General features: G+C 41.8%; 26 protein-coding genes. 16 read left to right on the top strand and 10 right to left on the bottom strand.

Going from position 1 to position 23,529, the window contains the following annotated elements:
- Positions 1-105 precede the first annotated feature (105 nt).
- Positions 106-750, bottom strand: coding sequence for a hypothetical protein (locus ACTU7M_RS09340; protein ID WP_443474125.1), 645 nt, complete (start codon positions 748-750; stop codon positions 106-108).
- 284 nt (positions 751-1,034) lie between these two features.
- Here ACTU7M_RS09340 and ACTU7M_RS09335 point away from each other — a divergent pair, with 284 nt between their 5' ends.
- Both ACTU7M_RS09335 and ACTU7M_RS09330 read left to right on the top strand, forming a co-directional pair.
- Complete coding sequence (locus ACTU7M_RS09335; protein ID WP_443474124.1) at positions 1,035-1,553, top strand: GNAT family N-acetyltransferase; 519 nt, start codon at positions 1,035-1,037, stop codon at positions 1,551-1,553.
- Positions 1,554-1,681: 128 nt separating this feature from the next.
- Complete coding sequence (locus tag ACTU7M_RS09330; RefSeq protein ID WP_443474123.1) at positions 1,682-2,830, top strand: ArgE/DapE family deacylase; 1,149 nt, start codon at positions 1,682-1,684, stop codon at positions 2,828-2,830.
- 226 nt (positions 2,831-3,056) lie between these two features.
- Here the strand turns inward: ACTU7M_RS09330 and ACTU7M_RS09325 are convergent, their stop codons facing one another.
- On the bottom strand, positions 3,057-3,656 hold the full coding sequence (locus ACTU7M_RS09325; protein WP_443474122.1) for a nitroreductase family protein: 600 nt from the start codon (positions 3,654-3,656) through the stop codon (positions 3,057-3,059).
- A 112-nt stretch (positions 3,657-3,768) separates the two neighbouring features.
- The gene (locus tag ACTU7M_RS09320) at positions 3,769-4,977 is read right to left on the bottom strand and encodes an NAD(P)/FAD-dependent oxidoreductase (protein WP_443474121.1); all 1,209 of its coding nucleotides are present in this window, start codon (positions 4,975-4,977) and stop codon (positions 3,769-3,771) included.
- Between the two features lie 229 nt (positions 4,978-5,206).
- Between ACTU7M_RS09320 and ACTU7M_RS09315 the strand changes: the two genes are divergently transcribed.
- Positions 5,207-6,439, top strand: coding sequence for an MFS transporter (locus tag ACTU7M_RS09315; protein ID WP_443474120.1), 1,233 nt, complete (start codon positions 5,207-5,209; stop codon positions 6,437-6,439).
- Positions 6,440-6,583: 144 nt separating this feature from the next.
- On the opposite strand, the gene ACTU7M_RS09310 is transcribed toward ACTU7M_RS09315, so the two are convergent.
- Genes ACTU7M_RS09310 through ACTU7M_RS09300 form a run of 3 tightly spaced genes read right to left on the bottom strand, consistent with a single transcriptional unit; the run spans position 6,584 to position 8,154 of the window.
- Positions 6,584-6,817 carry a thioredoxin family protein gene (locus ACTU7M_RS09310; protein ID WP_443474119.1) on the bottom strand — a complete coding sequence of 78 codons (234 nt, stop codon included), beginning with the start codon at positions 6,815-6,817 and terminating at the stop codon, positions 6,584-6,586.
- Between the two features lie 21 nt (positions 6,818-6,838).
- Complete coding sequence (locus ACTU7M_RS09305; RefSeq protein ID WP_443474137.1) at positions 6,839-7,840, bottom strand: permease; 1,002 nt, start codon at positions 7,838-7,840, stop codon at positions 6,839-6,841.
- A gap of 26 nt (positions 7,841-7,866) precedes the next feature.
- Positions 7,867-8,154 (bottom strand): ArsR/SmtB family transcription factor, encoded by a 288-nt coding sequence (locus ACTU7M_RS09300; RefSeq protein WP_443474118.1) that lies wholly within the window; start codon positions 8,152-8,154, stop codon positions 7,867-7,869.
- A 211-nt stretch (positions 8,155-8,365) separates the two neighbouring features.
- On the opposite strand from ACTU7M_RS09300, the gene ACTU7M_RS09295 reads away from it, so the two are divergent.
- The 4 genes from ACTU7M_RS09295 (at position 8,366) to ACTU7M_RS09280 (ending at position 13,037) form a co-directional block, all read left to right on the top strand.
- Positions 8,366-8,803: an OsmC family protein gene (locus ACTU7M_RS09295; protein ID WP_443474117.1), complete on the top strand. Its 438-nt coding sequence runs from the start codon at positions 8,366-8,368 to the stop codon at positions 8,801-8,803.
- 383 nt (positions 8,804-9,186) lie between these two features.
- Entirely contained in the window at positions 9,187-10,158 is a 972-nt protein-coding gene (locus ACTU7M_RS09290; RefSeq protein ID WP_443474116.1) for a LacI family DNA-binding transcriptional regulator, read from the top strand.
- A gap of 115 nt (positions 10,159-10,273) precedes the next feature.
- The gene (locus ACTU7M_RS09285) at positions 10,274-11,665 is read left to right on the top strand and encodes a sucrose-specific PTS transporter subunit IIBC (protein ID WP_443474115.1); all 1,392 of its coding nucleotides are present in this window, start codon (positions 10,274-10,276) and stop codon (positions 11,663-11,665) included.
- A 10-nt stretch (positions 11,666-11,675) separates the two neighbouring features.
- The gene (locus ACTU7M_RS09280; RefSeq protein WP_443474114.1) at positions 11,676-13,037 is read left to right on the top strand and encodes a glycoside hydrolase family 32 protein; all 1,362 of its coding nucleotides are present in this window, start codon (positions 11,676-11,678) and stop codon (positions 13,035-13,037) included.
- A 29-nt stretch (positions 13,038-13,066) separates the two neighbouring features.
- Here ACTU7M_RS09280 and brnQ read toward each other — a convergent pair whose 3' ends face one another.
- Positions 13,067-14,380: a branched-chain amino acid transport system II carrier protein gene (brnQ, locus tag ACTU7M_RS09275; protein ID WP_443474113.1), complete on the bottom strand. Its 1,314-nt coding sequence runs from the start codon at positions 14,378-14,380 to the stop codon at positions 13,067-13,069.
- A 193-nt stretch (positions 14,381-14,573) separates the two neighbouring features.
- Between brnQ and ACTU7M_RS09270 the strand changes: the two genes are divergently transcribed.
- From ACTU7M_RS09270 to ACTU7M_RS09235, 8 genes are all read left to right on the top strand, one after another.
- Entirely contained in the window at positions 14,574-15,725 is a 1,152-nt protein-coding gene (locus ACTU7M_RS09270) for a DNA/RNA non-specific endonuclease (RefSeq protein ID WP_443474112.1), read from the top strand.
- Positions 15,726-15,804: 79 nt separating this feature from the next.
- Entirely contained in the window at positions 15,805-16,254 is a 450-nt protein-coding gene (locus ACTU7M_RS09265) for a YhcH/YjgK/YiaL family protein (RefSeq protein ID WP_443474111.1), read from the top strand.
- A 184-nt stretch (positions 16,255-16,438) separates the two neighbouring features.
- A complete protein-coding gene (locus ACTU7M_RS09260) occupies positions 16,439-17,065 on the top strand; it encodes an ABC transporter permease (protein WP_443474110.1) in 627 nt (208 codons plus the stop codon).
- A 1-nt stretch (position 17,066) separates the two neighbouring features.
- Positions 17,067-17,939 carry a glycine betaine ABC transporter substrate-binding protein gene (locus ACTU7M_RS09255; RefSeq protein ID WP_443474109.1) on the top strand — a complete coding sequence of 291 codons (873 nt, stop codon included), beginning with the start codon at positions 17,067-17,069 and terminating at the stop codon, positions 17,937-17,939.
- An 18-nt stretch (positions 17,940-17,957) separates the two neighbouring features.
- Positions 17,958-18,725 (top strand): ABC transporter ATP-binding protein, encoded by a 768-nt coding sequence (locus ACTU7M_RS09250; protein ID WP_443474108.1) that lies wholly within the window; start codon positions 17,958-17,960, stop codon positions 18,723-18,725.
- Complete coding sequence (locus tag ACTU7M_RS09245; RefSeq protein WP_443474107.1) at positions 18,722-19,345, top strand: ABC transporter permease; 624 nt, start codon at positions 18,722-18,724, stop codon at positions 19,343-19,345. Before ACTU7M_RS09250 ends, ACTU7M_RS09245 begins: the two co-directional genes overlap by 4 nt.
- A gap of 122 nt (positions 19,346-19,467) precedes the next feature.
- Positions 19,468-19,806, top strand: a complete 339-nt coding sequence (locus ACTU7M_RS09240) for a PadR family transcriptional regulator (protein WP_443474106.1) — start codon at positions 19,468-19,470, stop codon at positions 19,804-19,806.
- Positions 19,793-20,296 (top strand): DUF2812 domain-containing protein, encoded by a 504-nt coding sequence (locus tag ACTU7M_RS09235; protein ID WP_443474105.1) that lies wholly within the window; start codon positions 19,793-19,795, stop codon positions 20,294-20,296. Before ACTU7M_RS09240 ends, ACTU7M_RS09235 begins: the two co-directional genes overlap by 14 nt.
- Positions 20,297-20,508: 212 nt before the next feature.
- On the opposite strand, the gene aroQ is transcribed toward ACTU7M_RS09235, so the two are convergent.
- From aroQ to aroE, 3 genes are read right to left on the bottom strand one after another with little or no spacing between them, the layout of a single operon-like run.
- Positions 20,509-20,940, bottom strand: coding sequence for a type II 3-dehydroquinate dehydratase (aroQ, locus tag ACTU7M_RS09230; protein WP_443474104.1), 432 nt, complete (start codon positions 20,938-20,940; stop codon positions 20,509-20,511).
- Positions 20,930-21,454, bottom strand: coding sequence for a shikimate kinase (locus ACTU7M_RS09225; RefSeq protein WP_443474103.1), 525 nt, complete (start codon positions 21,452-21,454; stop codon positions 20,930-20,932). The genes aroQ and ACTU7M_RS09225 overlap by 11 nt, the downstream gene beginning before the upstream one ends.
- Complete coding sequence (gene aroE / locus ACTU7M_RS09220) at positions 21,451-22,260, bottom strand: shikimate dehydrogenase (protein ID WP_443474102.1); 810 nt, start codon at positions 22,258-22,260, stop codon at positions 21,451-21,453. Before aroE ends, ACTU7M_RS09225 begins: the two co-directional genes overlap by 4 nt.
- 426 nt (positions 22,261-22,686) lie before the next feature.
- On the opposite strand from aroE, the gene ACTU7M_RS09215 reads away from it, so the two are divergent.
- The gene (locus ACTU7M_RS09215; RefSeq protein WP_443474101.1) at positions 22,687-23,526 is read left to right on the top strand and encodes a prephenate dehydratase; all 840 of its coding nucleotides are present in this window, start codon (positions 22,687-22,689) and stop codon (positions 23,524-23,526) included.
- The last annotated feature ends 3 nt before the right edge of the window (positions 23,527-23,529 follow it).

The following is a 23,529-nucleotide window of genomic DNA, read 5'->3' as shown; positions in this document are numbered from 1 at the left end:
AACAAGCTATAAACACTATTAAGTCAGTGTTTATAGCTTGTTTTTTGTTGAATGTTGGCCCTTACTCATCGAACCGCTTGATTAATGGAGTAAGTGTAATGGTAATTAAAACTCTAATTCAAAATTTAAATCTTCGCTTAGTTTGTTGAAATCTGCGTCATGTGCACCACCCACAACTAGCTTAAAGTTTGTAAGTCTCTTGGCGTCTTCTTCAAATAAGAAGTGTACATCACCGTTCTTAACTACTTGACCGATAAAATCTCCACCAACACTATCTGAAATGAACATATCTGCATCTACTTGCTGCTTAGTATTGGTAACGATGGTAGATTGGTCAGGATAAATTGAAACAGTGTCGTCACTCGTGTTTTCAACATTAAATTTCACGGAAACCACAGCTAAATTATCTCGGCCATCGAAAAAATCAACGAAATCAGGTGCAACTTCAAGTTGACCTTTTGTAATTTTTTCAATAGTAATATTAATCGAACCGCTTTGGAGAGTTTGATTTACTTCTTTTGCTTCACCATATCTAGTCAATTTACCAATTTCAGATTCTTCAATTATTTCGTCATTTTTCGCCACGTTTTCTGACTCCTGAACAGATCCAACTTCGCTACTTTCTTGGGAAGAAACTTCTGTAACTCTTATTTCAGATGTATCTGTTTCGCTAGTGGTATCAGTATCACCACAGGCACCTAAGAACAAGCCTACTAAACCAATAAAAACTAAATTTCTAACCTTTACCATGGAAAACCCCTCCAATAACGTTATTTTGTAGCAACGATGTTATATATTACAGGGTAAACTATAAAAATAATTATGTCAAATTTGTTAATAAAAATAGAAGTAAAAAATAAAAATTTTTATATGAATGATTTTTCGATTTAAAATATGAGATACTTTTAGGGAGTAAATAAAGTGATGGCAAATAAGTATTTGAAGGTTTGATATTTAAGTCGGATAATAACCTTAATTACATTAAAATTAGAAATTACATTCAAATGTATGAAATTCCGAAGTGGGGAGAGAATATGGACAGAATCAAACTCATAACACCAACAATTGAACACAAACAAAAAGTAATGGCATACCGCGAAGAATTCATAACAAGCCAAGATACCATCGATGGCTCAAGCGGGTTATATAATTATTCGATCTATGAAAATTGGTTAAAAGTGGTGACTGATACCATGAACGAAGATACCGTACCTGAGGGACTAGTTCCGGCACTGACATTTCTTGCCATGACAGATGAGGGACGACTAGTAGGTATGATCAACATCAGAAAACAACTCAACGATTATCTCTTTAATTTCGGAGGGCATATCGGCTACAGCATTCGTAAATCTGAAAGACTTCAGGGCTACGCGAAAGAAATGCTGGCATTAGCACTGGAAGAATGCCGAAAAATTGATTTAGAACGTGTACTGGTAACGTGTGATAAAGAAAACATCGGCTCCGCCAAGACAATTATGTATAATGGTGGGATTTTGGAAAACGAAGTTGTCGAGGGTGAGGGGATAACCCAGCTCTACTGGATAAATTTATAGTCGCGTTGTTCATATTTATGTCAAACCGTGACAGAACAGTGCTAAGTATGATATGTTGATAGGAGAGTTAATCAAATATTTGGTTCTTTTTGTGGAATAATATTAAGGACATCATGGGGGAATAGAATTTGAAACACTTTACAGAAGAAGAAAAATTAAAAATCTTGGCAGATTTAATCGCGATTAAGTCAGTCAACGAGAATGAAATAGAAGTAGCGAATTATTTGAAAGACTTATTTGCTGAGTACGGTATTGAATCTAAAATCGTTCCGGTTACGGAAACACGTGTAAACCTGGTTGCTGAAATTGGTAGCGGCAGTCCGGTAATCGGTATTTCCGGTCATATGGATGTGGTTTCGGCGGGTGACGAGAGTGAGTGGACGTCTGATCCGTTTGTAATGACAGAACGTGACGGTAATCTATACGGTCGTGGCACGAATGACATGAAGGCTGGCTTGGTTAACTTGGCTTTGGTCATGATTGAACTGAAAGAAAACAATGAATTGAAGAACGGTACTGTTCGTTTCATGGCAACGACTGGTGAAGAGGTTGGTGGAGCAGGCTCCAAGAAACTTTACGAAGAAGGCTACATGGACGATGTTGATTACCTATGGGTTGCGGAACCATCTCCAGAAACAATCATTTATTCGCACAAAGGTTCTTTGAACTTCCGTATTACATCTCTCGGTGAAGCGGCACACAGCTCAATGCCACACCACGGCTACAATGCGATCAATCCAATCATGAAATATTTGTTGGAATTGGACGAAAAGTTAAACAATGATCCACGCAGTAATGAAGTTCTTGGCAAACTGGTTATGAGTACAACCATTTTAAATGCCGGTAACCAAGTGAACTCTGTCCCAGAAAAAGCAGTGGCGGAAATCAACGTGCGTACGATTGCGGAATTTGATAATGATGAAGTCATCGCATTATTCAAAGAAACAGCTGAGAAATATAACCAAGAAGGTTCAAAAATTAACGTTGAAGTAACGATGTCATTACCGAGTGTCTTCACTACTGGAAAATCAGACATGGTTGAGTTGACGAAAGAACTTGGTAAAAAATACCTGGATCTGGATATTAAGGTAGAAGGCTCACCTGGTGTGACAGATGCATCCAACCTGTTGCGTGGCAAGGATGAAAACTTCCCATTCATGATGTACGGACCTGGCGAAACAAAGATGGCGCATAAGACGGATGAATACGTTCGTAAAGATTACTATCTTGCGTTCTTTGATATTTATAAAGAATTGATTTTAGGATTAACTAAATAATTAAGCAGCCTACTCATTTATCTGAGTAGGCTTTTTGATTGCAAAAAGCTCACTCAGCCGATTTTTTTATCGCGAGTGAGCTTTATTTTTGAAAAAGGCTCACTCGTCTCGAAAATCTTATCCTGAGTAAGCTAAATTTTTGGAAAAAGCTCACTTAGAAACACGAGTGAGCTTTCGCCGACCAAATCACAAAAAAACACTCCCAACGAGGGGAGTGTGCTAAAAATTATTCACCGATAACTTGAACGCGAACTTCGTCTGCGATGTACTCTTTAGGGAATGCTTCGCCTTCGATTGAACCGAATGGCATTTGAGCAATCATTTCGTAGTTAGCTGGCAAGTTGAACATTTCAAGGATTGATTTGTCGAATCCTTCTGCGTGGCCAACGTTCATATGTTGCAAGCTTGCGCCTAGACCTAGTTCAGTCAAAGCCAACCAAGTTGCGTATTGTAAGTTTGCGTTGTTATTTTGTTTGTAAGCTTCGCCGCGAGCTCCTTGAACTGGCATTGCTGCTACAGCATCCAAGTCTTCAAAGAACAAGACAGTACCAACTGCACCTTTAGCTCCTTGCATAACGCCAGACATCATATCCCACATTTCACCTTGTAAAACGTCTTTTTGAACGTCCAGGATATGACCCCATAGTTTTTCGTTATCTTCCCCGAATACGACAACTAAACGACTCGTTTGGCTGTTGAAAGCTGTAGGAACTTCTTTTGCTACTGCACGCAGGCGCGCTGTGATTTCTTCTTTTGTAAGTTCTGTATTGTTTCCGATTGCATATTGTGTACGACGGCTTTTAGCTAATTCTGTAAATGGTGACATGTATAATTTTCTCCTTTGGCATAAAAAATTTGTATGTGTTTGAAACACTATAATCAGATTAACACTTACAAAAAGTAAATGCAAGTAGAAAATTCCGAATTGGGAATAATTTTTAAATTTCATTCAATTTGTTATCCATATCAACGAATTTCTCGTCTTCAATCGGTTGATTTGTATCCATGAATTTCGCGACGTCTTTCCGTTTATCCCCGTTGTTGGCAAAAAAGATAGCGATCGGGAGATTGTTTTCATCCACATAAGCAAGTGTAAATTGACGGTCGGACAAAGATCCGCGCGTAATGATACGGTCCCAGGTGAGCGCATGGCCCAGATATTCAAAATGTTGATCATATTGGTCGGTCCAAAAATAGGGGCGGACAGTATAATGGGAACTTTGAGGATTCAAAATGTTGCGCGCCACGGCTTTACCATGGTCGTGGGCATGTTCCCAGTGTTCGACATGGATTAGCTGGCTTTGATATGGCCAAACAACGCAATCTCCTACGGCATAGACATCTGGAAGGGTGGTTTCGCCGTATTTGTTAACCAGATAGCCGCGTTCCACCTTCAAATCTGGATGGCTGAGGGTGATGTTCGGGGTAACCCCCACGCCAATGACGGCCATTTGACAAGGGATTTTTTGGCCACTTGCGGTTACTGCGGTACTTACGTTACCAGCTTCGTCACTAATAAAAGATTCCAAGTCTTCACCGGTTAAAAAACGTACACCATGTTCTTCATGCATCTTCATGAAGTAGCGGGAAGCTTCTTCACCCAAAATGCGACCTAAAGGAAAGTCCGCATGTTCAATAACAGTCACTTGCAATCCCCATTGTGAAAATGTTGATGCCATTTCCAAACCAATAAAACCAGCACCGACAATAACGAGTTCTTTAATTTTCTTGGCCCATGCTTTTATTTTGGTGGCTTTTTCAAAATCCCTTAAATAAAAGATTCCAGCTGCATCGCTTCCCGGTACATTCAATGTACGAAGGACGGAGCCAGTAGCGAGTACCAACGTATCATAGGGGATTTCTTCATTGTCTTGCGTCAGGATCGTTTTTTCTTCTGGATTTATTTGAGTGATGATTGTATTTAATTTGAGTGTGACATCGGCATAATAGTCAGCTTGTTTAAAAAGGGGCGGATCCAGATTTTCTTGATCCAACATCCAGCTTTTTGAAAGTGTCGAGACGTCATAAGGCAGATAGTTTTGTTGATTAATAAGGGTGATCTTCCCTTGATAACCGCCTTTCTTAAGCCCCGCAATCACATTGTAACCAGAAACGGAACCTCCGATGATGACGATTCCATGTTCCATTTTTATCATCTCCTACTTTTATTTCGCACAAGAAATTAACCAACTATTCAACCCTATTATAGAGTGGTTTAAAGAGATAAGCATCTAAATGGCTTTGCCTTCAGGAAAGACATACTACCAATATTATTGCAGTTTAACGCGGTTATAAGTCAATATACTTGTTTAGTTTTCATAAAACGAGCAGTATACTAAATAATTGACAATGGAAAAATCCAGAGAGGTGAAGAGTATGAAAAATAGTAAAGTCTTTTATGGCTGGCGGATAGTGTTAGGAGCAGCGATTGTATTGGCTGTCATGGGACCGGCATCAGTAGCGGTGGCCAATCTTTTCCAAACACCTGTAACGGAAGAATTCGGTATCAGCAATAGTCAATTTGCAATTAGCAACTCACTTGTTTTAGGTGTGGGCATTTTTCTCTCACCGTTTATTTCGCAAAAATTCGCAACTGGAAATTTCAAATTAGTCTACACAATCGGTATTGTAATTTATGCTCTGGCGTATATGGGCTTTGGATTAGCACCAAATATTTATGTTTTTTATGTGTTGTCATTATTTGTTGGTTTCGGCTACATGACTTCAACCATTATTCCCGTCAGTATGTTGATAAACAACTGGTTCATCAAAAAACGTGGCTTGGCGTTGAGTCTTGCTTTGTCTGGACTGGGAATCGGTGGCGTTGTATTCAGTCAAATTTTGACTCCCTTGATCATAACCATAGGTTGGCGCCAAACGTATCTAATCTATAGTGTGATCATGCTGACTGTTTGCTTACCGATCGTTTTATTTATTTTCAAAGCCAAACCAGAAATGATGAATTTGAGAGCTTACGGAGCAGCGGAAATTGCCGCATCGGTAAGTGATTCTGAAGATCAAATAGCTACTAACCAAGCACCAAAAACCAAAATGGGCATTACTCCTTATTTCGCATTATTAATGATTGGGGCTATGTTTGTTGGAATTGCCAACAACGGGGGACTAGGTCAGTTTCCACCCGTATTGTATGGGATGCATGGTCCGACGACCGGCGCTATGATTGTTTCGGTTTACTCAGCAGTCGGTATCCTGGGTAAAATTTTATTGGGGAACATGAACGACCGTTTTGGTACTGTTATTAGTACCCTATACGCAAGTGTCTTGCTGGCTTTGTCTTACTTTGTCATGTTGTTTGCTGGAAATGTCTTCTTCGCAATTGTTATGGCAGTGTTGTTTGGATTAGGAAATGCAATGGGAACCGTTGCTCCGCCACTGATCACTTCAGCCATCTTCTCGAAGGATGATTTCCCTAAAGCCTATGGTTATGTGCAAAGTGCGCTTCAATTAGGTATGACGGTAGGATCCTTGGTAGCCGCATCAATCGCCGATTTTACCGGCAATTATGCTGCTTCCTGGATCACACTTATGACCGTTTCAGCTTTAGTTGCTGTTATGTGGGTTGGCGCTTATCGCAATGTAAAAGGCTAAAACAAATAAAAAATAAACACCTTCAAGATGTTACCATCTCGGAGGTGTTTTTCCGTTATGAGGATAAACTGATAGTTCAGAAAGATTGGACGTAACTCCTGTTCGTTGTAAAGTTATGTCCAACGCTTATTGATTTGAGCGACTTTACTGTTTCAACATCGTGATGATTTCATTTGGCTTCGCCACTTTGCCGTAAGAGACCACCTTTTCATCAATTACAAGGCCAGGTGTCCGCATGATTCCATAAGCTGCTATTTCCTGCATGTCCGTCACTTTGGTGATAGTAGCCTTCATTCCTAAAGTTTTCAAAGCTTCCTCAGTGTTTTTTGCCAAATTCACACAATTTTTGCAGCCTGAGCCTAGAATTTTGATTTCCATTATAATTTCCTCCTAAGAATTTTATATAAAAAGTGGTGCCAAGAGATTAAAGACATAGCCAATCAAAATGATACCGACAACGACAACGGTGAAGAAGACACCCAGCAATTTCGGCTTGACGACTTGCTTCAACATAATAAGTGAAGGTAGCGACAAGGCTGTGACACTCATCATGAAGGCAAGAACTGTTCCTAGGCCAACGTTTTTGGCAACCAACGCTTCCGCAATCGGTAGGGTTCCGAATATGTCTGCGTACATCGGCACACCCACTAAGGATGCGACCAATACTGAGTACCATTTGTCTTGGCCTAAGATGGCGGCAATCAAGGATTCGGGAATCCAGTTGTGGATGGCTGCTCCAATTCCGACACCGATCAAGACATAGAGCCAGACTTTCCTGAAAATGTCTTTAACTTGCTCCGTACTGAAGTTAATCCGGTCTCTCGTGGTTAATTCGTTTTCAGGCAAATCAATGCTGTTTCGGTTACCGTAGACGAAAGATTCCACTTGGTCTTCCAGGTGTGCTTTTCCAATCAGTGTTCCACCAACTACTGCCAGTACCAAGCCAACAACGACGTAAGCAATAGCAATCCGCCAATTAAAGATGCTTCCCAGGAGGATAACGGATGCTAAATCAACCATCGGGGAAGAAATCAAAAAGGAAAAGGTAACCGCAAGGGGTAGACCTGAAGCCGTGAAACCGATAAACAGCGGAATCGATGAGCAGGAACAAAAGGGCGTCACTGTACCCAACAGAGCAGCTAGAACACTGGCTGTTAAACCATTGAAACGTCCCAATATTTTTTTCGTGCGTTCAGGTGGGAAGTAGCTTTGGATATACGAAATCATAAAAATCAAAACGGATAAAAGAATAAAGATTTTGATGGTATCAAAAAGGAAAAATTGCAGACTGGCTCCCACACGTTCAGAGGTATCCAGGCCAAAAACATTTTCGACCACCTTCCCCATAAAATCATTCAACCATACCATTTTGAATAGCTGATCATTCAGCCAAGCAAATATGTTCATTGTCAGCATCTCCTAAATATTCAGACAGTCAACTTATTGGAAAGGTGTTTGAAAAATGTCTTCAAGCCATCTAAGTACTCATGATTGACGGTATATTTGACCATACTACCGTCTTTCCTGCTATCAACCAAACCACTTTCGCATAACAGTTTCATGTGATAGGAAAGGGTCGGTTGTGAAATCGAGAATTCTTCCAGCAATTCACAGGCACACAACTCTTCATTACCCAACATATCCATGATTTGTAGTCTTGTTTCGTCTGATAATACTTTAAATACTTTTGCATAACTTGCATAATCCGGGTCCATCAGAAGACCTCCTTTCCTTTAAATCAGTGGCGCTAGTGAAAACAATCACATAAAAATCTGTGAAATGTACATTTCTTTATACCCTCATTATACTCCGATATAGATAGATATCAATATCTTTTGAAGCGCTTTCTTTATTTGGGGGTTAAGTAGTGTTAAACTTGTAGGGAAGAGAAATCCAAAGCCATATCAAAAGAAACGAGGGATCGAGATGGAAAGCAACAAGATGAAAGTTTCGACCAAGTGGGAAAAAGAATTTGTGTTTTCGATGACGAATGGAGAAGGCAATCAACTTAAAATGGATGCACATGCGGGGGGCGGGGGACAAAATCAAGGCGTTTTGCCGATGCAGGCACTGTTGGGAGCACTCGCCGGTTGTATTGGCATGGATGTCAGGGCGATTTTGAAGCCACATATCGACCAGGTTGATAGCATTGAAATCGTTACGGAAGGAACAAAAGAAAACAATCATCCTAAATCTTTTATCGCCATTACTGTAACATTTGTGGTAAATGGGGAGGTGCCATCCGATAGGGTGTGGCGCGCCATCACGATTGGGGCGGAAAAATATTGCCCGGTTGCCCATTCCTTGAAAGCAGATGTAGACTATTTTCTCGTGTTAAATGGACAAGATGTCGCCAAACCGTAGATAAAAAACTAAGCGGGTCCCGGGATTCGTTTGGGGCGATTGTCATTCCATAAACCGGTGAAAGTCCGCAATAACTATTTATAAAGAACCCCTAGAGTTGTTGAAAAAAACAGCTTCAGGGGTTCTTTTGAATATTTACAAACTATCATTTACACAAACATTCGGACATAACTTTAGTTTCGCAGTAAAGTTATGTCCAAAATTTATACAGAATGGACATAATTTCGGTTCGCTATCTGAGTTATGTCCAATTCGATTCGAAATTGGACATAACTTTTATCAAGCTTTCAAGTTATGTCTCACGCTTCATCCAATTTCTCCGCGTATTGCCCAGTAGAGTATGATAATATGAGGGAGAATCCTCTACAAAGGTTGTGTTATTAATGGTTACAATCAGACAAATCGCAAAAGAAGCGGGCGTTTCTAAAAGTACAGTCTCACGTTATTTAAATGATGGCTACGTGAGCGAAGATACCGCTGAAAAAATTAAAACCGTGATTGATAAATACAATTTTGTCCCCAATAAATTTGCCCGGACCCTTAAGTCGGATAAGAGTAATTTCATAGGGGTCATCATCCCCAGAATTGATTCACCTTCTGCGATGAGTATGTTGGATGGTATCGATCGCACAGCTCGAGCAAATGGCTTTCAAATCCTCATCTCTAATACCGACTTGGAAGTGGGAAGAGAAATCGAGAGTATTTACAGTCTGGTCCAGAATAAGGTTGCCGGGATTATTCTCATTGCTACCGAGATTACCCCTGAACATTTAGAAGCCCAAGAATCCCTCTCAGTACCAATCTTGTTCATCGGACAAAACCATGACTCCGTATATTCGGTGAATCATGATAACTACTTAGCAGGGAAAACGCTAGCCGAAAACTTACTACCTTTTGGACATAAAGATGTCACGTATGTCGGAGTATCGGAACATGATCAATCAGTGGGGGTTGAAAGAAAAAAAGGTGTCGTTGAAACTTTTAAGAAGAGTGGGATAACTGTTACCGAAGTAGAATCAACATTTCGGACAAAAGATAATTATTATTTGGCTTTGGATTTGTTAAAAGAATCAACTTCAACGCTCTATATCGCCGCCACTGATAATATGGCAATGGGGTTTTATCGCGCAGCACATGATTTAGGCTTAGTAGTGGGAAAAGATATTTCGATTGCCGGTTTCGGTGGGTATGCCTTTAGTGAATTCTTGACGCCACCTTTAACTACTATGGATTTCCATCATGAATTAGTTGGAGAAACAGCCGCATTCAACTTATTTGAAAGAATCGCCGGTAAATCCATTGCCCGTGAAACGACTATCGCGGTAACGTACTTAAAAAGAAAAAGTGTCATATGAAAATGTTGACAGCGTATTCATTTCGTGATAGAGTCTAGAAAAAGAAGTAAGGGACCGGTCCCTTACTTCTTTTACACAAAAGTGGGACCGGTCCCACAAAAGGAGGAAGAAGAGAATGGAGAACAGAGAAATTGCAAAAGAAGTCATTGCTGCGGTTGGTGGTGAAGAAAATATCAGCAGTGTGTCACATTGTGCAACCCGTTTACGCGTGATGGTTAACGAAGAGGCTTTAATTGATAAGGATCGCGTCGAGAACATTGATAAAGTAAAAGGCGCATTTTTCAATTCGGGCCAATACCAAATTATTTTTGGTACGGGTACGGTCAATAAAATTTATGATGAAGTCGCGCAGTTAGGGGTTGCAGAAGCAACGAAATCTGAACAAAAGCAGGCAGTTGTGGAAGGTAATTTCTTTAAGCGTGCGATTCGGACATTTGGTGATGTTTTTGTCCCAATTATTCCGGTATTGGTCGCGACAGGTTTATTCATGGGGCTACGTGGCTTATTAACACAACCGCAAATTTTGGAAATATTTGGTTTGACTCCCGATTCTATTAGTCAGAACTTCTTACTCTATACACAAGTCTTAACAGACACTGCTTTTGCATTTTTACCTGCCTTGGTTGCATGGTCTACATTTAGAGTTTTTGGTGGTAGTCCGGTTATTGGTATTGTTCTAGGTTTGATGTTAGTAAATCCATCGCTGCCAAATGCTTATGCAGTTGCTGCAGGAGATGCGCAACCCATTATGTTAATTGACTTCATTCCAATTGTTGGTTATCAAGGAACGGTTTTACCGGCCTTCATCGCTGGTATTCTAGGTGCGAAATTAGAAAAGAAACTACACAAGAGTGTTTCCGAAACGTTTGATCTCTTGGTTACACCGTTTGTGACATTACTTATTATGAGTATTTTATCCTTGATGGTAATTGGACCTATATTCCACTCATTTGAAACAGTGGTGTTAAACGCGACGCAATGGTTGTTGGAATTACCATTTGGTCTAGCAGGTCTTATCATCGGTGGTTTGAACCAAGTCATAGTTGTAACGGGCGTTCACCACATTTTCAACTTCCTGGAAGTACAATTATTGACAAACTTGGGCGAAAACCCATTCAACGCAATCATCACAAGCGGAATGGCAGCACAAGGTGGCGCAACGTTGGCGGTCGGAATGAAAACAAAATCTGCAAAACTAAAAGCTTTAGCATTCCCTTCAGCACTTTCTGCATTTTTGGGCATTACAGAACCAGCCATTTTTGGTGTGAACTTACGTTACGGAAAACCATTCGTGATGGGCTTGATTGGTGGGGCAGTCGGTGGTTTCGTTGCTAATATTCTTCAATTAGCGGGATCAGGTATGTCAATCACAGTTATTCCTGGTATCTTGCTGTACTTGGATAATCAACTTATTCCTTACATCCTGGTTAACTTAATCGCTATTGCAACAGGATTCTTATTAACGTATTTCTTCGGGTTCAAAGATGAAGTATTAGAACAAAATTAGGGGTTATCATATGTTAGATGGAGTAGTAAAACAATCAAAATATCCCTTGCGTTACCATATCACCCCATTAAAGGGTCTGTTGAATGACCCGAATGGATTGGTTCAATTTAAGGGAGCGTATCATGTTTTTTACCAATTAAACCCATACGGAACCAGCCATGAAAACAAAGCGTGGGGACACATGGTTTCGAATAATATGGTTGATTGGGAAAGAAAAGCAATCGCCTTGGCTCCTTCAGAATACTACGATAAAGATGGTATCTATTCAGGGTCAGCCGTCGTCAAAGAAGGGGTTCTATACTTATTTTATACCGGTAACGTCATCGAAGCCGATGGTACAAAACGAAGTTATCAATGCTACGCTATTTCTGAAGACGGTGAATCTTTTGAGAAAAAAGGGCCTTTATTTCCTCATCCAGACGGTTATACAAGGCATGTGCGAGATCCCAAAGTTTGGTTCTCGGAGTCAGAAAAAAAGTGGTTCCTGGTTTTAGGCGCTCAAACAGATGATTTGCGCGGAACTGCGATTTGGTATGCCTCAGATGATTTACTTGAATGGGAATTTTTAGGAGAAATCGTTGATGCAAAATCCACGGCTTACATGTGGGAGTGTCCCGATGTTTTCGAGTTGGATGATCAGTGGTTGTTTTTAATTTCACCACAAGGTTTTAAACCGCGTGGCCATCAGTTCCAAAACATCTATCACTCCGTGTATGTTCCCGCTACCTTCAAAGAGGGACGCTTCGCATTCACAACGGATGACATGAAGGAACTGGATTGGGGCTTTGAATTTTATGCACCGCAAACGTTCCAGGCTGATGATGGCAGAAAAATTCTTTATGCCTGGATGGGTGTGATGGAATCTGAAAAAGAACAAGCCATCCCAACGATAGCGGAAGGCTGGGTTCACGGCTTGACGATTCCCCGGGAGTTACGGTTTGAAGACAATAAATTAAAACAGATTCCAGTGGAAGAATTAAAGATGTTGCGACAGGATTCCCATTCCTTTACGCTTTCTGAATCATGGGAATTCAAGTCGGAAAAGTATGCGTATGAAATTGAGATGCGCTTCGAAGAAGAAGCAGCGTTTGAATTTTCACTAAAGGATTCGACCAAGTTAAGCTATCAGGCTTCAGAAAGAAAATTGATTCTGGAACGAATGAACTGGCTGACGAATGAACGTGAAACCCGCATGACCTATTTGGAAGAGCCTTTGACAGACTTGCAGATTTTCCTTGACGGTTCAAGCATCGAGGTTTTTGCGAATGAAGGGTCTGCGGTTGCGACAGCCCGATTCTTTGAAGAAGGACCGCTTGTCATTCATTACCAAGGTGAATTGAGAGGGTCCGCGAAGATTTATGAACTAAATTAAAAAAGCGATGCCGGCCGGCATCGCTTTTTTTAATAGAATGAAGAGTTGTAAGTTACTTTCTTTTTTCTGAAACCGATGATTTGGCCCAAAACATAACCAATTACGAGCAACGGAATCCATTCGAACTTAATGCTATAGAGTGGTAATTTTTCTAAAATGGGAAGATGCAACCAACCACCCTGATGCGCGACCGATAAAACGCTGATGATTGCCACCATGATTAGAGGCAGCTGTAAACTGATTCTTGATGAAGGGACAAAATAAGAAACAGCAATCAAAATAACCGTTGAAATGGCAACTGGGTAGATCATCCCCAGAACTGGGACACTGGCTTGGATAACAGCGTCCAACCCCTGATTGGCCATAACAAAAGAAATACCTGAAAAGATAAACGCAAATGATTTATACGAGATGCTTGGCAACAAGCTATTGAAGTACTCACTCACCGCGGCAATTAACCCAACGGCTGTTGTCAAACAAGCCAAGAAGACCATGACTCCCAATAAAAGAATCCCCAAACTACCAAATGCTTCATTAGAAATAATTTGAATGAGGTATGCTCCCAAGTTCTGATTGGCTGGGATTTCAGCCGGAACAGGCATTTGATTTCCAGCCCATCCAAGGCCCGTATAGATGAAACCAAGTAAAACAACTGCCAGGAATGATGACTTGATCGTTCCCATAAACAATTCTTTTTTATCGGTAACACCCGTGCCCCGGATGGCATTCAAAACAACAATAGAAAAGGCAATGGCCGCAATGGCGTCCATCGTTAAGTAACCTTCCGTAAAACCAACCACAAACGGTGTTTCCATCTCTAGAGGTTGTGGTGTGTTAGAACGATACATTGAAACAGCACGAATAATCAAAAGTATAATCGTCACGAGTAACGTCGGCGTCAGGTATTTACCAATGTTATCAGCTAAGTTGTTCGGGCTTAACGCCACCATGAGAACGACAGAAAAGAAGATAAGGGAAAAGATAAATAAACCAAGATTGGTTGACTGACCCAAAAATGGAACAACCCCGATTTCATAAGCCGTTGTGGCCGTGCGAGGAATCGCAAAGAATGGTCCGATGGTTAAGTAGATAATGATTAAAAATACAACGGAATAGGTAGGATGAATTTTATGTAATAGATCACGGTAACCATTTTCCGAGATGGATCCGACGATGACGGAAACTAACGGCAGGCCAACACCCGTTAAAATGAACCCGAGAATGGCAGGCCAATAATTTCCTCCACTCTGGAATCCCAGCGCAACCGGGAATATCAAATTACCAGCTCCAAAAAACATTGCAAATAACATAAAACCTACAACAAATATGTCTTTAACTTTCATGTAACACCTCCAAAATAATAGCTCGTATGACTATCTCAATTTTAAAGCGCAGTGTCAATGGAATCCGGCGTTCTCTTAGCTTGTTTTAATCATTTTTGAAAAATCAGTTTGACGCTCAAGAATTTCTCGTGTATGTTAAATGAGGGATATAGTACAAAATTATTATATTATTTTATAAAAAAGGAGAGATTAAGTGGTTAAGAAACAAAGAGAATTTATGAATGCTGGACATAAGAAATTGAGAAATTATTCAATTATTATGATGATATTGAGTTTGTTCATGCTTTCTGGCTGTAGTGACGATAGTCAAATTGAAGCCGACCAAGTGAGCAGTGTGGCTGTTTCGGAGCAAGCAGAATCTTCGAAAAGTTCAGAGTCTGAAAGTAAAGAAACAGAAAAGCAAGAAAAAGCGGAAGCGGAAGAAGAGGCGAAAGCTGAAGCTGAGTCGGCACAAAAAGCCAAAGAAGAAGCTGAATCCAAAGCACAGGCTGAAGCAGATGCCAAAGTTGAAGCTGAGCGTCTAGCCATCCAAACGGCAGCGCCACCCGTTCCAGATGGGAACACGTATGTTGAGGTCAATGGGAATGTTCCTTTATTTACGAATGAAGATTTAAGTTCCACGGAAGCATGGGAAGATTATGGCGCTTTGGATCATCTGGGACGTGTAACGGTAGCGAATGCGGTGTTAGGGGTTGAATTGATGCCGGCTGCTGAACGCGGGAACATTTCCGACGTAACGCCTACAGGATGGAACCAAGCGAAATACGATGTTGTTTCCGGTGGCTGGCTATATAATCGCAGTCATTTGATCGGTTTTCAATTAACAGGCGAGGATGCGAATAACAGAAACCTGATGACGGGGACACGTTGGTTCAATACAGAAGGAATGTTGCCTTTTGAAAACTTCGTCGCGAACTACGTAGAAACAACCGAAAATCATGTCAGATACCGTGTGACTCCTTATTTTGAAGGGGATAATATGCTGGCTTCCGGTCTATACATGGAAGGAATGTCGATCGAAGATAATGGAAATGATTTGATGTTCCATATTTACGTGCCGAATATTCAACCGCAAGTGCATATTGATTATGCGACCGGATCGAGTTGGGTGGATGAACCGGAAGTTGAAGTAGTGGAAGAAGTACCCGCAGAAACAGTCGTTGAAGAAGTTCCCGTTTTAGAAACAGCGCCAGGTGGAGATGTTTCTTCAGTTGATACCAACGGAAACGGCCAAGTCACCATCAAAGAAGCCAAAGAGGCTGGTTTCTCAATGCCGATTTACAGCGATCACTGGTTGTATCCGTATATGGATGACCGTGATGGCGACGGGATGGTTGGGGAGTAAAAATAATTTTTAATCATTGCTAAAGCGTCTTTGAAAGCGTAAACTTTCTCTTAATGACATATTTAACAGGAGGAAAGACATGCTCTATTCGACACTGCAGGACTACAACGAAAAAGATTATATAAAGGTACAACAAGTACTGGCGTTTTTGAAGACTCTTGACTTGAAGGAACTGGAATTGGGACGCTTCGAAATAGGGGAAGGCATCTTCGCCAATGTAATGGAATATGAAACGAGCAATATTAATGAACGGCAATTTGAATCCCACCGTAACTATTTGGATATCCAATATGTGATCAGTGGCACAGAAGAAATCCACGTTTCCCCTTATACGAATTATGAAGAAGCGGTTCCTTATGATTTAGCCAACGACCTGGAGTTGCTGGAAGAACCGCATGCGTATGCCAAATTCATTTTAAATGAAAATGAGTTCGTAGTGATGGGCGCAAATGAACCGCATCGTGGTGCGGGAATGGTTGACGGCATGCCGGTGAAGGTCCGCAAATTAGTGGTGAAAATCCCGCAATAGTTTTGAATAGAAAAATAAAATGGTGTCGGCGAATTTCGGTTTGCTTGCACCATTTTTTGTATGGACACGACTCATCAGCCAAATTGGAGGTGTTTATTACTTTAAAGTCGAACCTTATCCTTTGTAAACGCTCCATCACAACTTTATAATGAAAGAAAGTGGGTGTGAAAGAGGGTGGTACCAATTGGTTGGGAAAATTATGGAATATTTTCAAGAGAATGGGTCGCAATACTTGGGTTACGTGGGCGAACATCTGTGGTTAAGCTTGGAGGCTGTCTTAATTTCCACTTTGATTGGATTTACTTTGGGGTTGATTAGTTACCGCTTTGTTAAATTCAGCCGCGCCATCACCTTCTCAGCGCAAGCCGTTCGTATTATCCCAAGCCTCGCTGTCTTGTTCATCTTGATTCCTTATCTTGGGGTCGGCAGGCAACCTGCTTTGATTGCATTGGTTTTTCTCGGCGTTCAACCGATTTTGATCAATACTGTGGTTGGTTTTCGGGAGGTACCGGCGAGCTTTATTGAAGCAGGTCAGGGTTTGGGCATGACCGATTGGCAAGTGTGGCGGAAAGTGAAATTTCCATTGGCGTTTCCATTTTTGATGAACGGTATCAAGTTGGCTCTAGTGGAAATCATTGCGAGTGCGACCTTGGCCACCTACATTGGTGCGGGCGGGCTGGGCACCCTCATCTTCACGGGATTAGGTTTATATCGTCTGGATTTACTGATAGTTGGTGGCGTATCGGTTGCTGTCCTATCTTTTACGGCCAGTTTGTTGTTGGATGCAATCATAAGAAGGAGTGTGCGTTAACATGAAGGGTAAGATAGCAGCGTTACTTTTAACCGTATTTTTTTTGGCAGGGTGTTCCAGTTCGGGAGAGGAAACGGTCCGGATCGGCTCGAAGGACTTTACCGAGAATTTGATTGTGGCCGAGATTTATGCGTTGGCTTTGGAAAATGAAGGCTTTACGGTCGAACGCGTGCCAGGAATAGCCAGTTCAGTCGTTCATACGTCAATCGTGAATGATGAAGTCGATTTGTATCCGGAATACACCGGAACGGGCTTATTATCCGTTTTGCAATTGCCGATGGAAACCGATCCCCAAGTCGTTTATGACACCGTAAAAGCGGAATATGACGAGCAGTTTGATATCACCTGGCTAGATTACGCTGAAGCCAATGATAGCCAAGGGTTGGTCATCAAGACAAGTGTGGCAGAAGAATTGGACATTTACACCATTTCAGATTTGCAGGAGCATGCTTCAGAATTGCGATTCGCATCGCAAGGGGAATTTGATGAGCGTGAGGATGGTATTCCGGGATTGACCGAAGTTTATGGCCCGTTTGAGTGGGAAAGTTCGACCGTCTATAACAATAGCTTGAAGTATGAGGTATTATTGAACGATGAGGCAGACGTGACCCCTGCTTACACAACTGAAGGCCAATTGACCAATACGGAAGAATTTACCGTCCTGGAGGATGACAAGAATTTCTGGCCGCCTTACAACTTGGCTCCGATTGTCCGTAATGATGCCTTGGAAGCCAGTCCGGAAATAGCCGATATTTTGAACAAAATCAGTGCTGAATTGGATACAGAAACGGTCATTGAATTGAACGCGGCCGTTGACGTTGATCAGCGCGAGTATGTTGAAGTGGCAAAGGAATTCTATGATTCAATTGAATAGTGTGAGGAGGGAAGCCAAGTGGCCGAAATAGCAATAGCATTCAAGAATGTTACGAAAACGTATGGTGACTTTAAAGCCGTAAAGGATGTCTCTTTTGAAATTGAAGCTGGTGAATTTATCACGGTCCTTGGCTCTTCCGGTTCGGGCAAGACGACCATCTTGAAAATGATGAATCAGCTGGTGCAAGCGGAGCAAGGGGATATATTTTACTTCGGGGAAAATGTGCGCGATTTAGATGTAGTGGGGCTAAGACGGCAAATCGGCTATGTGGTGCAGCAAATCGCTTTGTTTCCCCACATGACCGTAGCCGAAAACATTGCTACGGTTCCGGATTTATTGAAATGGCCAAAGGAAAAAATCAAACAGCGCGTGGAAGAACTGTTGCGGCTCGTACAACTGGATCCTGCAATTTATTATGACCGGATGCCCAAAGCGCTTTCGGGAGGTCAGCAACAAAGAATCGGTGTCGCCAGGGCTCTGGCGGCGAATCCGAAAGTGATGCTTCTGGATGAACCTTTTGGAGCAGTGGATGCCATCACCCGCATGCAACTCCAGGATGAGCTGTTGAAAATCCACCGAGAACTGGGTGATAAAACCTTCATTCTCGTGACACACGACATCAATGAGGCTTTCAAACTCGGTTCAAAAACGTTGATTATGGATCAAGGTGAAATCCAGCAATTTGCCAAGCCAAAAGAAATCCTGCATAACCCTGGTAGTCCTTTTGTAACCGGCTTGATAGAGACGGTCAAGGAACAAGGAGCGTTTTGGAGTGATCTGTCATGATTGAATACTGGAATAACTACAGCAGTCGTTTGATTACGGCAACATGGGACCACATCGAGTTGGTAGGCATCACTTTACTCATATCCATCCTCATCTCAGGTGGCATTGTCCTAGCTTGTTTGGCCAATGAACGGGTGATGAATGGGATTATTTATTTCTTCTCATTGATTTACTCCGTGCCCAGTCTAGCCCTGTTTGCCATCCTGATTCCGCTGACGGGACTCGGTAAGGACACCGCCATCATTGTCTTGGTTATTTATTGCCAGTATATTCTGTTGCGTAATTTTGCCACCGGTCTTTCGGAAGTGGATCCGGTTATGGTTGAAACGGCGATCGGCATGGGTATGACGCACCGCCAAGTATTCCGGAAAATCCAACTGCCTTTGGCTGCCAATGCGATTATCGCCGGCATTCGGATTGCGGCGACTTCGACGATTGGGATTGCGACAATTGCTGCCACCATCAATGCCGGGGGGCTGGGTACAATCCTGTTTGACGGACTCCGGACCTTGAATGTCGTCAAGTTACTATGGGGGACACTGTTGGCAGTTGGTTTGTGTGTCGTGGTGAATGTCGTTTTGTATGCCGTGGAATACAGAATCGCTAATAGAATGAAGTGACAAAACAGAATCTGCCTAAAAATAAATCTCATCCGTGAGGTTTATTTTTTTTCATATGATTTGACTCTATATCCATCATTGATATAATATGTATATCAATGATGGATATAAGGAGGGAAAATATGGCACGTTTGAGCCCTTATGAAACAGGGGAGTTAACCGACAGCATTTTTTTGATTCTTTTGACAACCATGAATCCTGTTCACGGCTACCGCATGATGCAAGAAATCACGGACATGACAAATGGAGAAGTGGAAATTGGACCCGCAACGATGTATACCACCTTGAAAAAATTGAAGGAAGCGGGTTGGGTTCGCGCAGGGGACGATATGGATGGGAAAATCCTTTATGAAATCACAGAGGAAGGACAAACCATCCTTAAAAAAAATATGACGTACCGTAAAAGACTTGTTGAGGCTGCAGAACATTGGATGGGAGGAGCAGAAAATGAGAAAATATAAACTGGCTGGTGGATTTGCAATGGACCCTGAACGGGAGCTGAAAGTATTCAGGGAGATGAGTAAAAAGGGGTGGCATCTGGATGCAGTGAAGGGGTTCTTCTATCGTTTCGAAAAAGGTACACCGCATGATTATCACTATGCATTAAATGCCGAAATGAAAACGAATCAAGAAATGCTGGTTTTTTATAAGGCAAGTGGTTGGGAACCGGTACTGATTGGGGAGGGCTACCAAGTGTTTAGGGCTGAACCGGGAACACCACCCATCTTTAGTGACAAGGAATCGCAAATGGAAGTACTGGAAAGGAATCAAGTCATGAGCGGGAAACATGCGCGATTGTTTGGGGTCTTGCTCGTTATCTGGATAATCATATCCGGTCTGATTGATTTAGGGGTGCTCGAAGTTATAGGAATGGTCGTTTTGATGGTTGGTTTCATATTCACACTGTTCCCATATCTGGGTTTCACCCGTTCACTTAAGAAATTGAAATAAAGTTTGTAGTGGAATGGGCGACGATTAAGGTAGCTAGTTTTAGCTAATCGTCGCTCATTTCCTAAATCACGACGATTACGAAATGAGCGAGTGGTTAATAGACGCGAAATCGCCAAAAAGCGACGTTTAGGAAACGAACGGGTAACCGACAGGCGCAAAAACACAAATAAACGACGATTAGCATTTTTATCAACAGCTAATCGTCGTTTATTTTATTGTCTCCGTTCTAATGCTATCATACCCAGGATATACCCATCGGCACCAAATCCGGAGATTTGACCGACACACGCTGGCGCGGTGACGGAAATCTTGCGGAACTCTTCCCGCGTGTGGACGGCACTCAGATGGATTTCGACGGCTGGGGGTGTGACACTTTTCAGGGCATCGTGGATGGCGTAACTATAATGCGTATAAGCCCCCGGGTTGATGATAATACCGTCAAAATTTTCGTGATGAGCGGCTTGGATGGCATCGATGATTTCGCCTTCACTATTGCTCTGGAAAAAGCTGGCTTCATGATCATTTTCCTTGGCAAAGGTAGCTATTTTATCATTAATGTCTGCCAAAGTAAGTTGGCCGTAGATATCCGGTTCGCGAATACCCAGAAAATTCAGGTTTGGTCCGTTGATAACTTTAAATTTCATGTGACAGTCCTTTCTTGAACGACTCGGGTAATTGTTCCAGTAGCTGTTCAATCGCAATTGCTGTTGTCTCATTATTTTTAATGGTGATTTCAGCGTACTTTTTATATAGATGAATCCGTTCGTCATGAAGTTTTATTAATTTGTGTGTGCCTTCAGCCAAAAGCGGGCGGGTCCCCACTTCGACATCGTTAGCGATTTGTTCAAGGCTTCGGTTGAGGAAGATGATGACGCCATTTTCCTTTAGGGCCTCCATGTTTTCAGCCTTTAGAATCACGCCTCCGCCAGTGGAAATGATGGCGTGATTTTTTTGGGCGACCGCTTTCGTGACAGCTGTTTCGACAGCGCGGAAATGCGTTTCACCTTTTTCAAAAAGTTGGCTGATTTTTTTTCCTGCCTGCCTTTCAATCTCATCATCGAGATCAATCAGTTCAAGTCCCAAGTGTTGACTCAACATTTTTGCCAACGTGCTTTTGCCACTCCCAGGCATTCCAATTAAGACGATATTCGTTTTCATAAGGCACCTGTCCAATTCTCGCGGAAATAATTCAGTATTTCGAGTACTTCTTCTTTGGTGAATTCGCGGTCTTCCCAAATCGCAACCGAACGGATGGCCTGTCCAACCAGCATGTCCAATCCGTTAGTGGTTTGTTTTCCTAAGCGATTACCTATTTGCAGAAACACTGTTTCAACCGGGTTATAGGTCATATCAAACAGGATTTCAAAGTTGGCTATTACACTTTCATCAACGGGTGAAGCATCCACATTCGGATACATCCCGACTGGTGTGCAGTTTACGATAATATCACCAGTCCGACCAGTCAATTCTTCATAATCGATGTATTCCCATGGACCGTCCATTTCCCCGGCCGAACGGGATACAATCGTTACCGAAGCGGCTCCTTGATCCTGGAAGTAGTGGGCAATCGCCAACGAAGCACCACCGGAACCAAGGATATAGGTATGTTTATCCTTGACCTGCCAATTTCTCAATTCAAAGGTGAGTGCGATGCCATCATAGTCCGTATTATAACCTTCAAAATAACCGTTGTTATTTTTTATTGTATTAACCGAATGTAGGCGTTCGGCCAAAGGTGAGAGTGAGTCCATTAAAGGTATGAAAGCTTGTTTATAGGGAATGGTTACATTAGAACCGCTAATGCCCAATACTTTCAAACCAGTTAATGCCTCTTCCAGTTCATCTGCTGCAATTTCAAAGTTCTTATAAGCGCCCTCGATGCCGGCTATTTCGTATATTTTTTTGTGTATTTGGGGGGAAATGCTATGTCCAAGCGTTTCTCCGAATAATCCGTAAAATTTCAACTGGGTCACCTTTTCTTATTTTTCATTTGAAAATAACTATACGGAAGAAACTAGCTAAATTCAAGCTTCATTTTCGATAAAGTTAAAATAAAATTAGAAAAGACTTGCAATTTTAATTTTCTTTGTTTATGATTAGTAACAACAAAAGGAAACGGGGTAATGACATGTTAAACAAGCAATGGAACAACTTATCTACATACTTTAGCTACTTTAGATAGGTTCATATCCGCACTTTGGGTATGAACAGTGAGAAACTTTCATATCTAAAGTGGCTTGATTTTACATGCAACACCGGCCGCTTAGAAATAACTTAGCGGTTGGTCAAATATATATTCTGTTAGCGACGTAACGGGATAGACTGGAAACTCTGCTTAGTTCTTTCTAAGCAGAGTTTCTTTTTTTAAAAAATAAGGAGGGGATGGGCATTTGAAAGTAGGTTATCTAGGAGTACCAGGCTCAAACAGCGAAGTGGCATTACAAAATGAATGTAAAAATATTCCGGATGTCGAAGCAATCGGCTATGCGACGTTCCCCGAACTAATTGCTGATTTGGCAAATAAAAAATTAAGTACAGCCATTATTCCGGTAGAAAATTCTACCACCGGCTTCATCACCAGAACCGCGGATTTGTTCCGAAGCCAGCCGATTGTTGCTGTCTCAGATCGCTATGAGCCGATTAACTATATGCTTTTCGGTATTCCCGGTAGCAAATTGGAGGATATTACGGAAATTTATTCGCATCCAGAAGCCTTGTCTCAATGCGAAAAATTTCTTTCCCATCATCCGCATATCAAGGCACAAGCTTACGGTGACACCGCCAAATCAGCGGCCCATGTGCATGAACAGAACCAGCCTTATATGGCAGCCATAGCGAATCCACGAGCGGGTAAATTGTACGGTTTGGAACCGATCGCAACAAACATCCAAACGGAGGAATCAAATACGACCCGTTTTTATATTATGAAACATACAGACGACATAGTGTTACAAGGCAACCAATTATCCTTGTACCTGGAAGTCCGGCACGAACCAGGCGCACTTTCGAAACTCCTACAGATTTTTGGGATTTTGAATTGTAACTTATTATCACTCAATGCCCGTCCGATTCCTGGTAAACCTTTTGCCTATGGATTCTTTCTTGAATTGGACATGTCACATATGGCAGTTTCATTCGAAGTTTTGTGGCAAACCGTTTTACAAGCAGTCAACCAAATCCAGATTCTAGGGCAGTTTGAACGTCGGAACGATAAAGAATATAATAACTAAGGA

The organism is Jeotgalibaca sp. A122 (genome assembly GCF_052266715.1).
GTDB lineage: Bacteria > Bacillota > Bacilli > Lactobacillales > Aerococcaceae > Jeotgalibaca.
The sequence above is the reverse complement of the archived record's forward strand: the minus strand, read 5'-3'. Positions and strand labels throughout refer to the sequence as shown.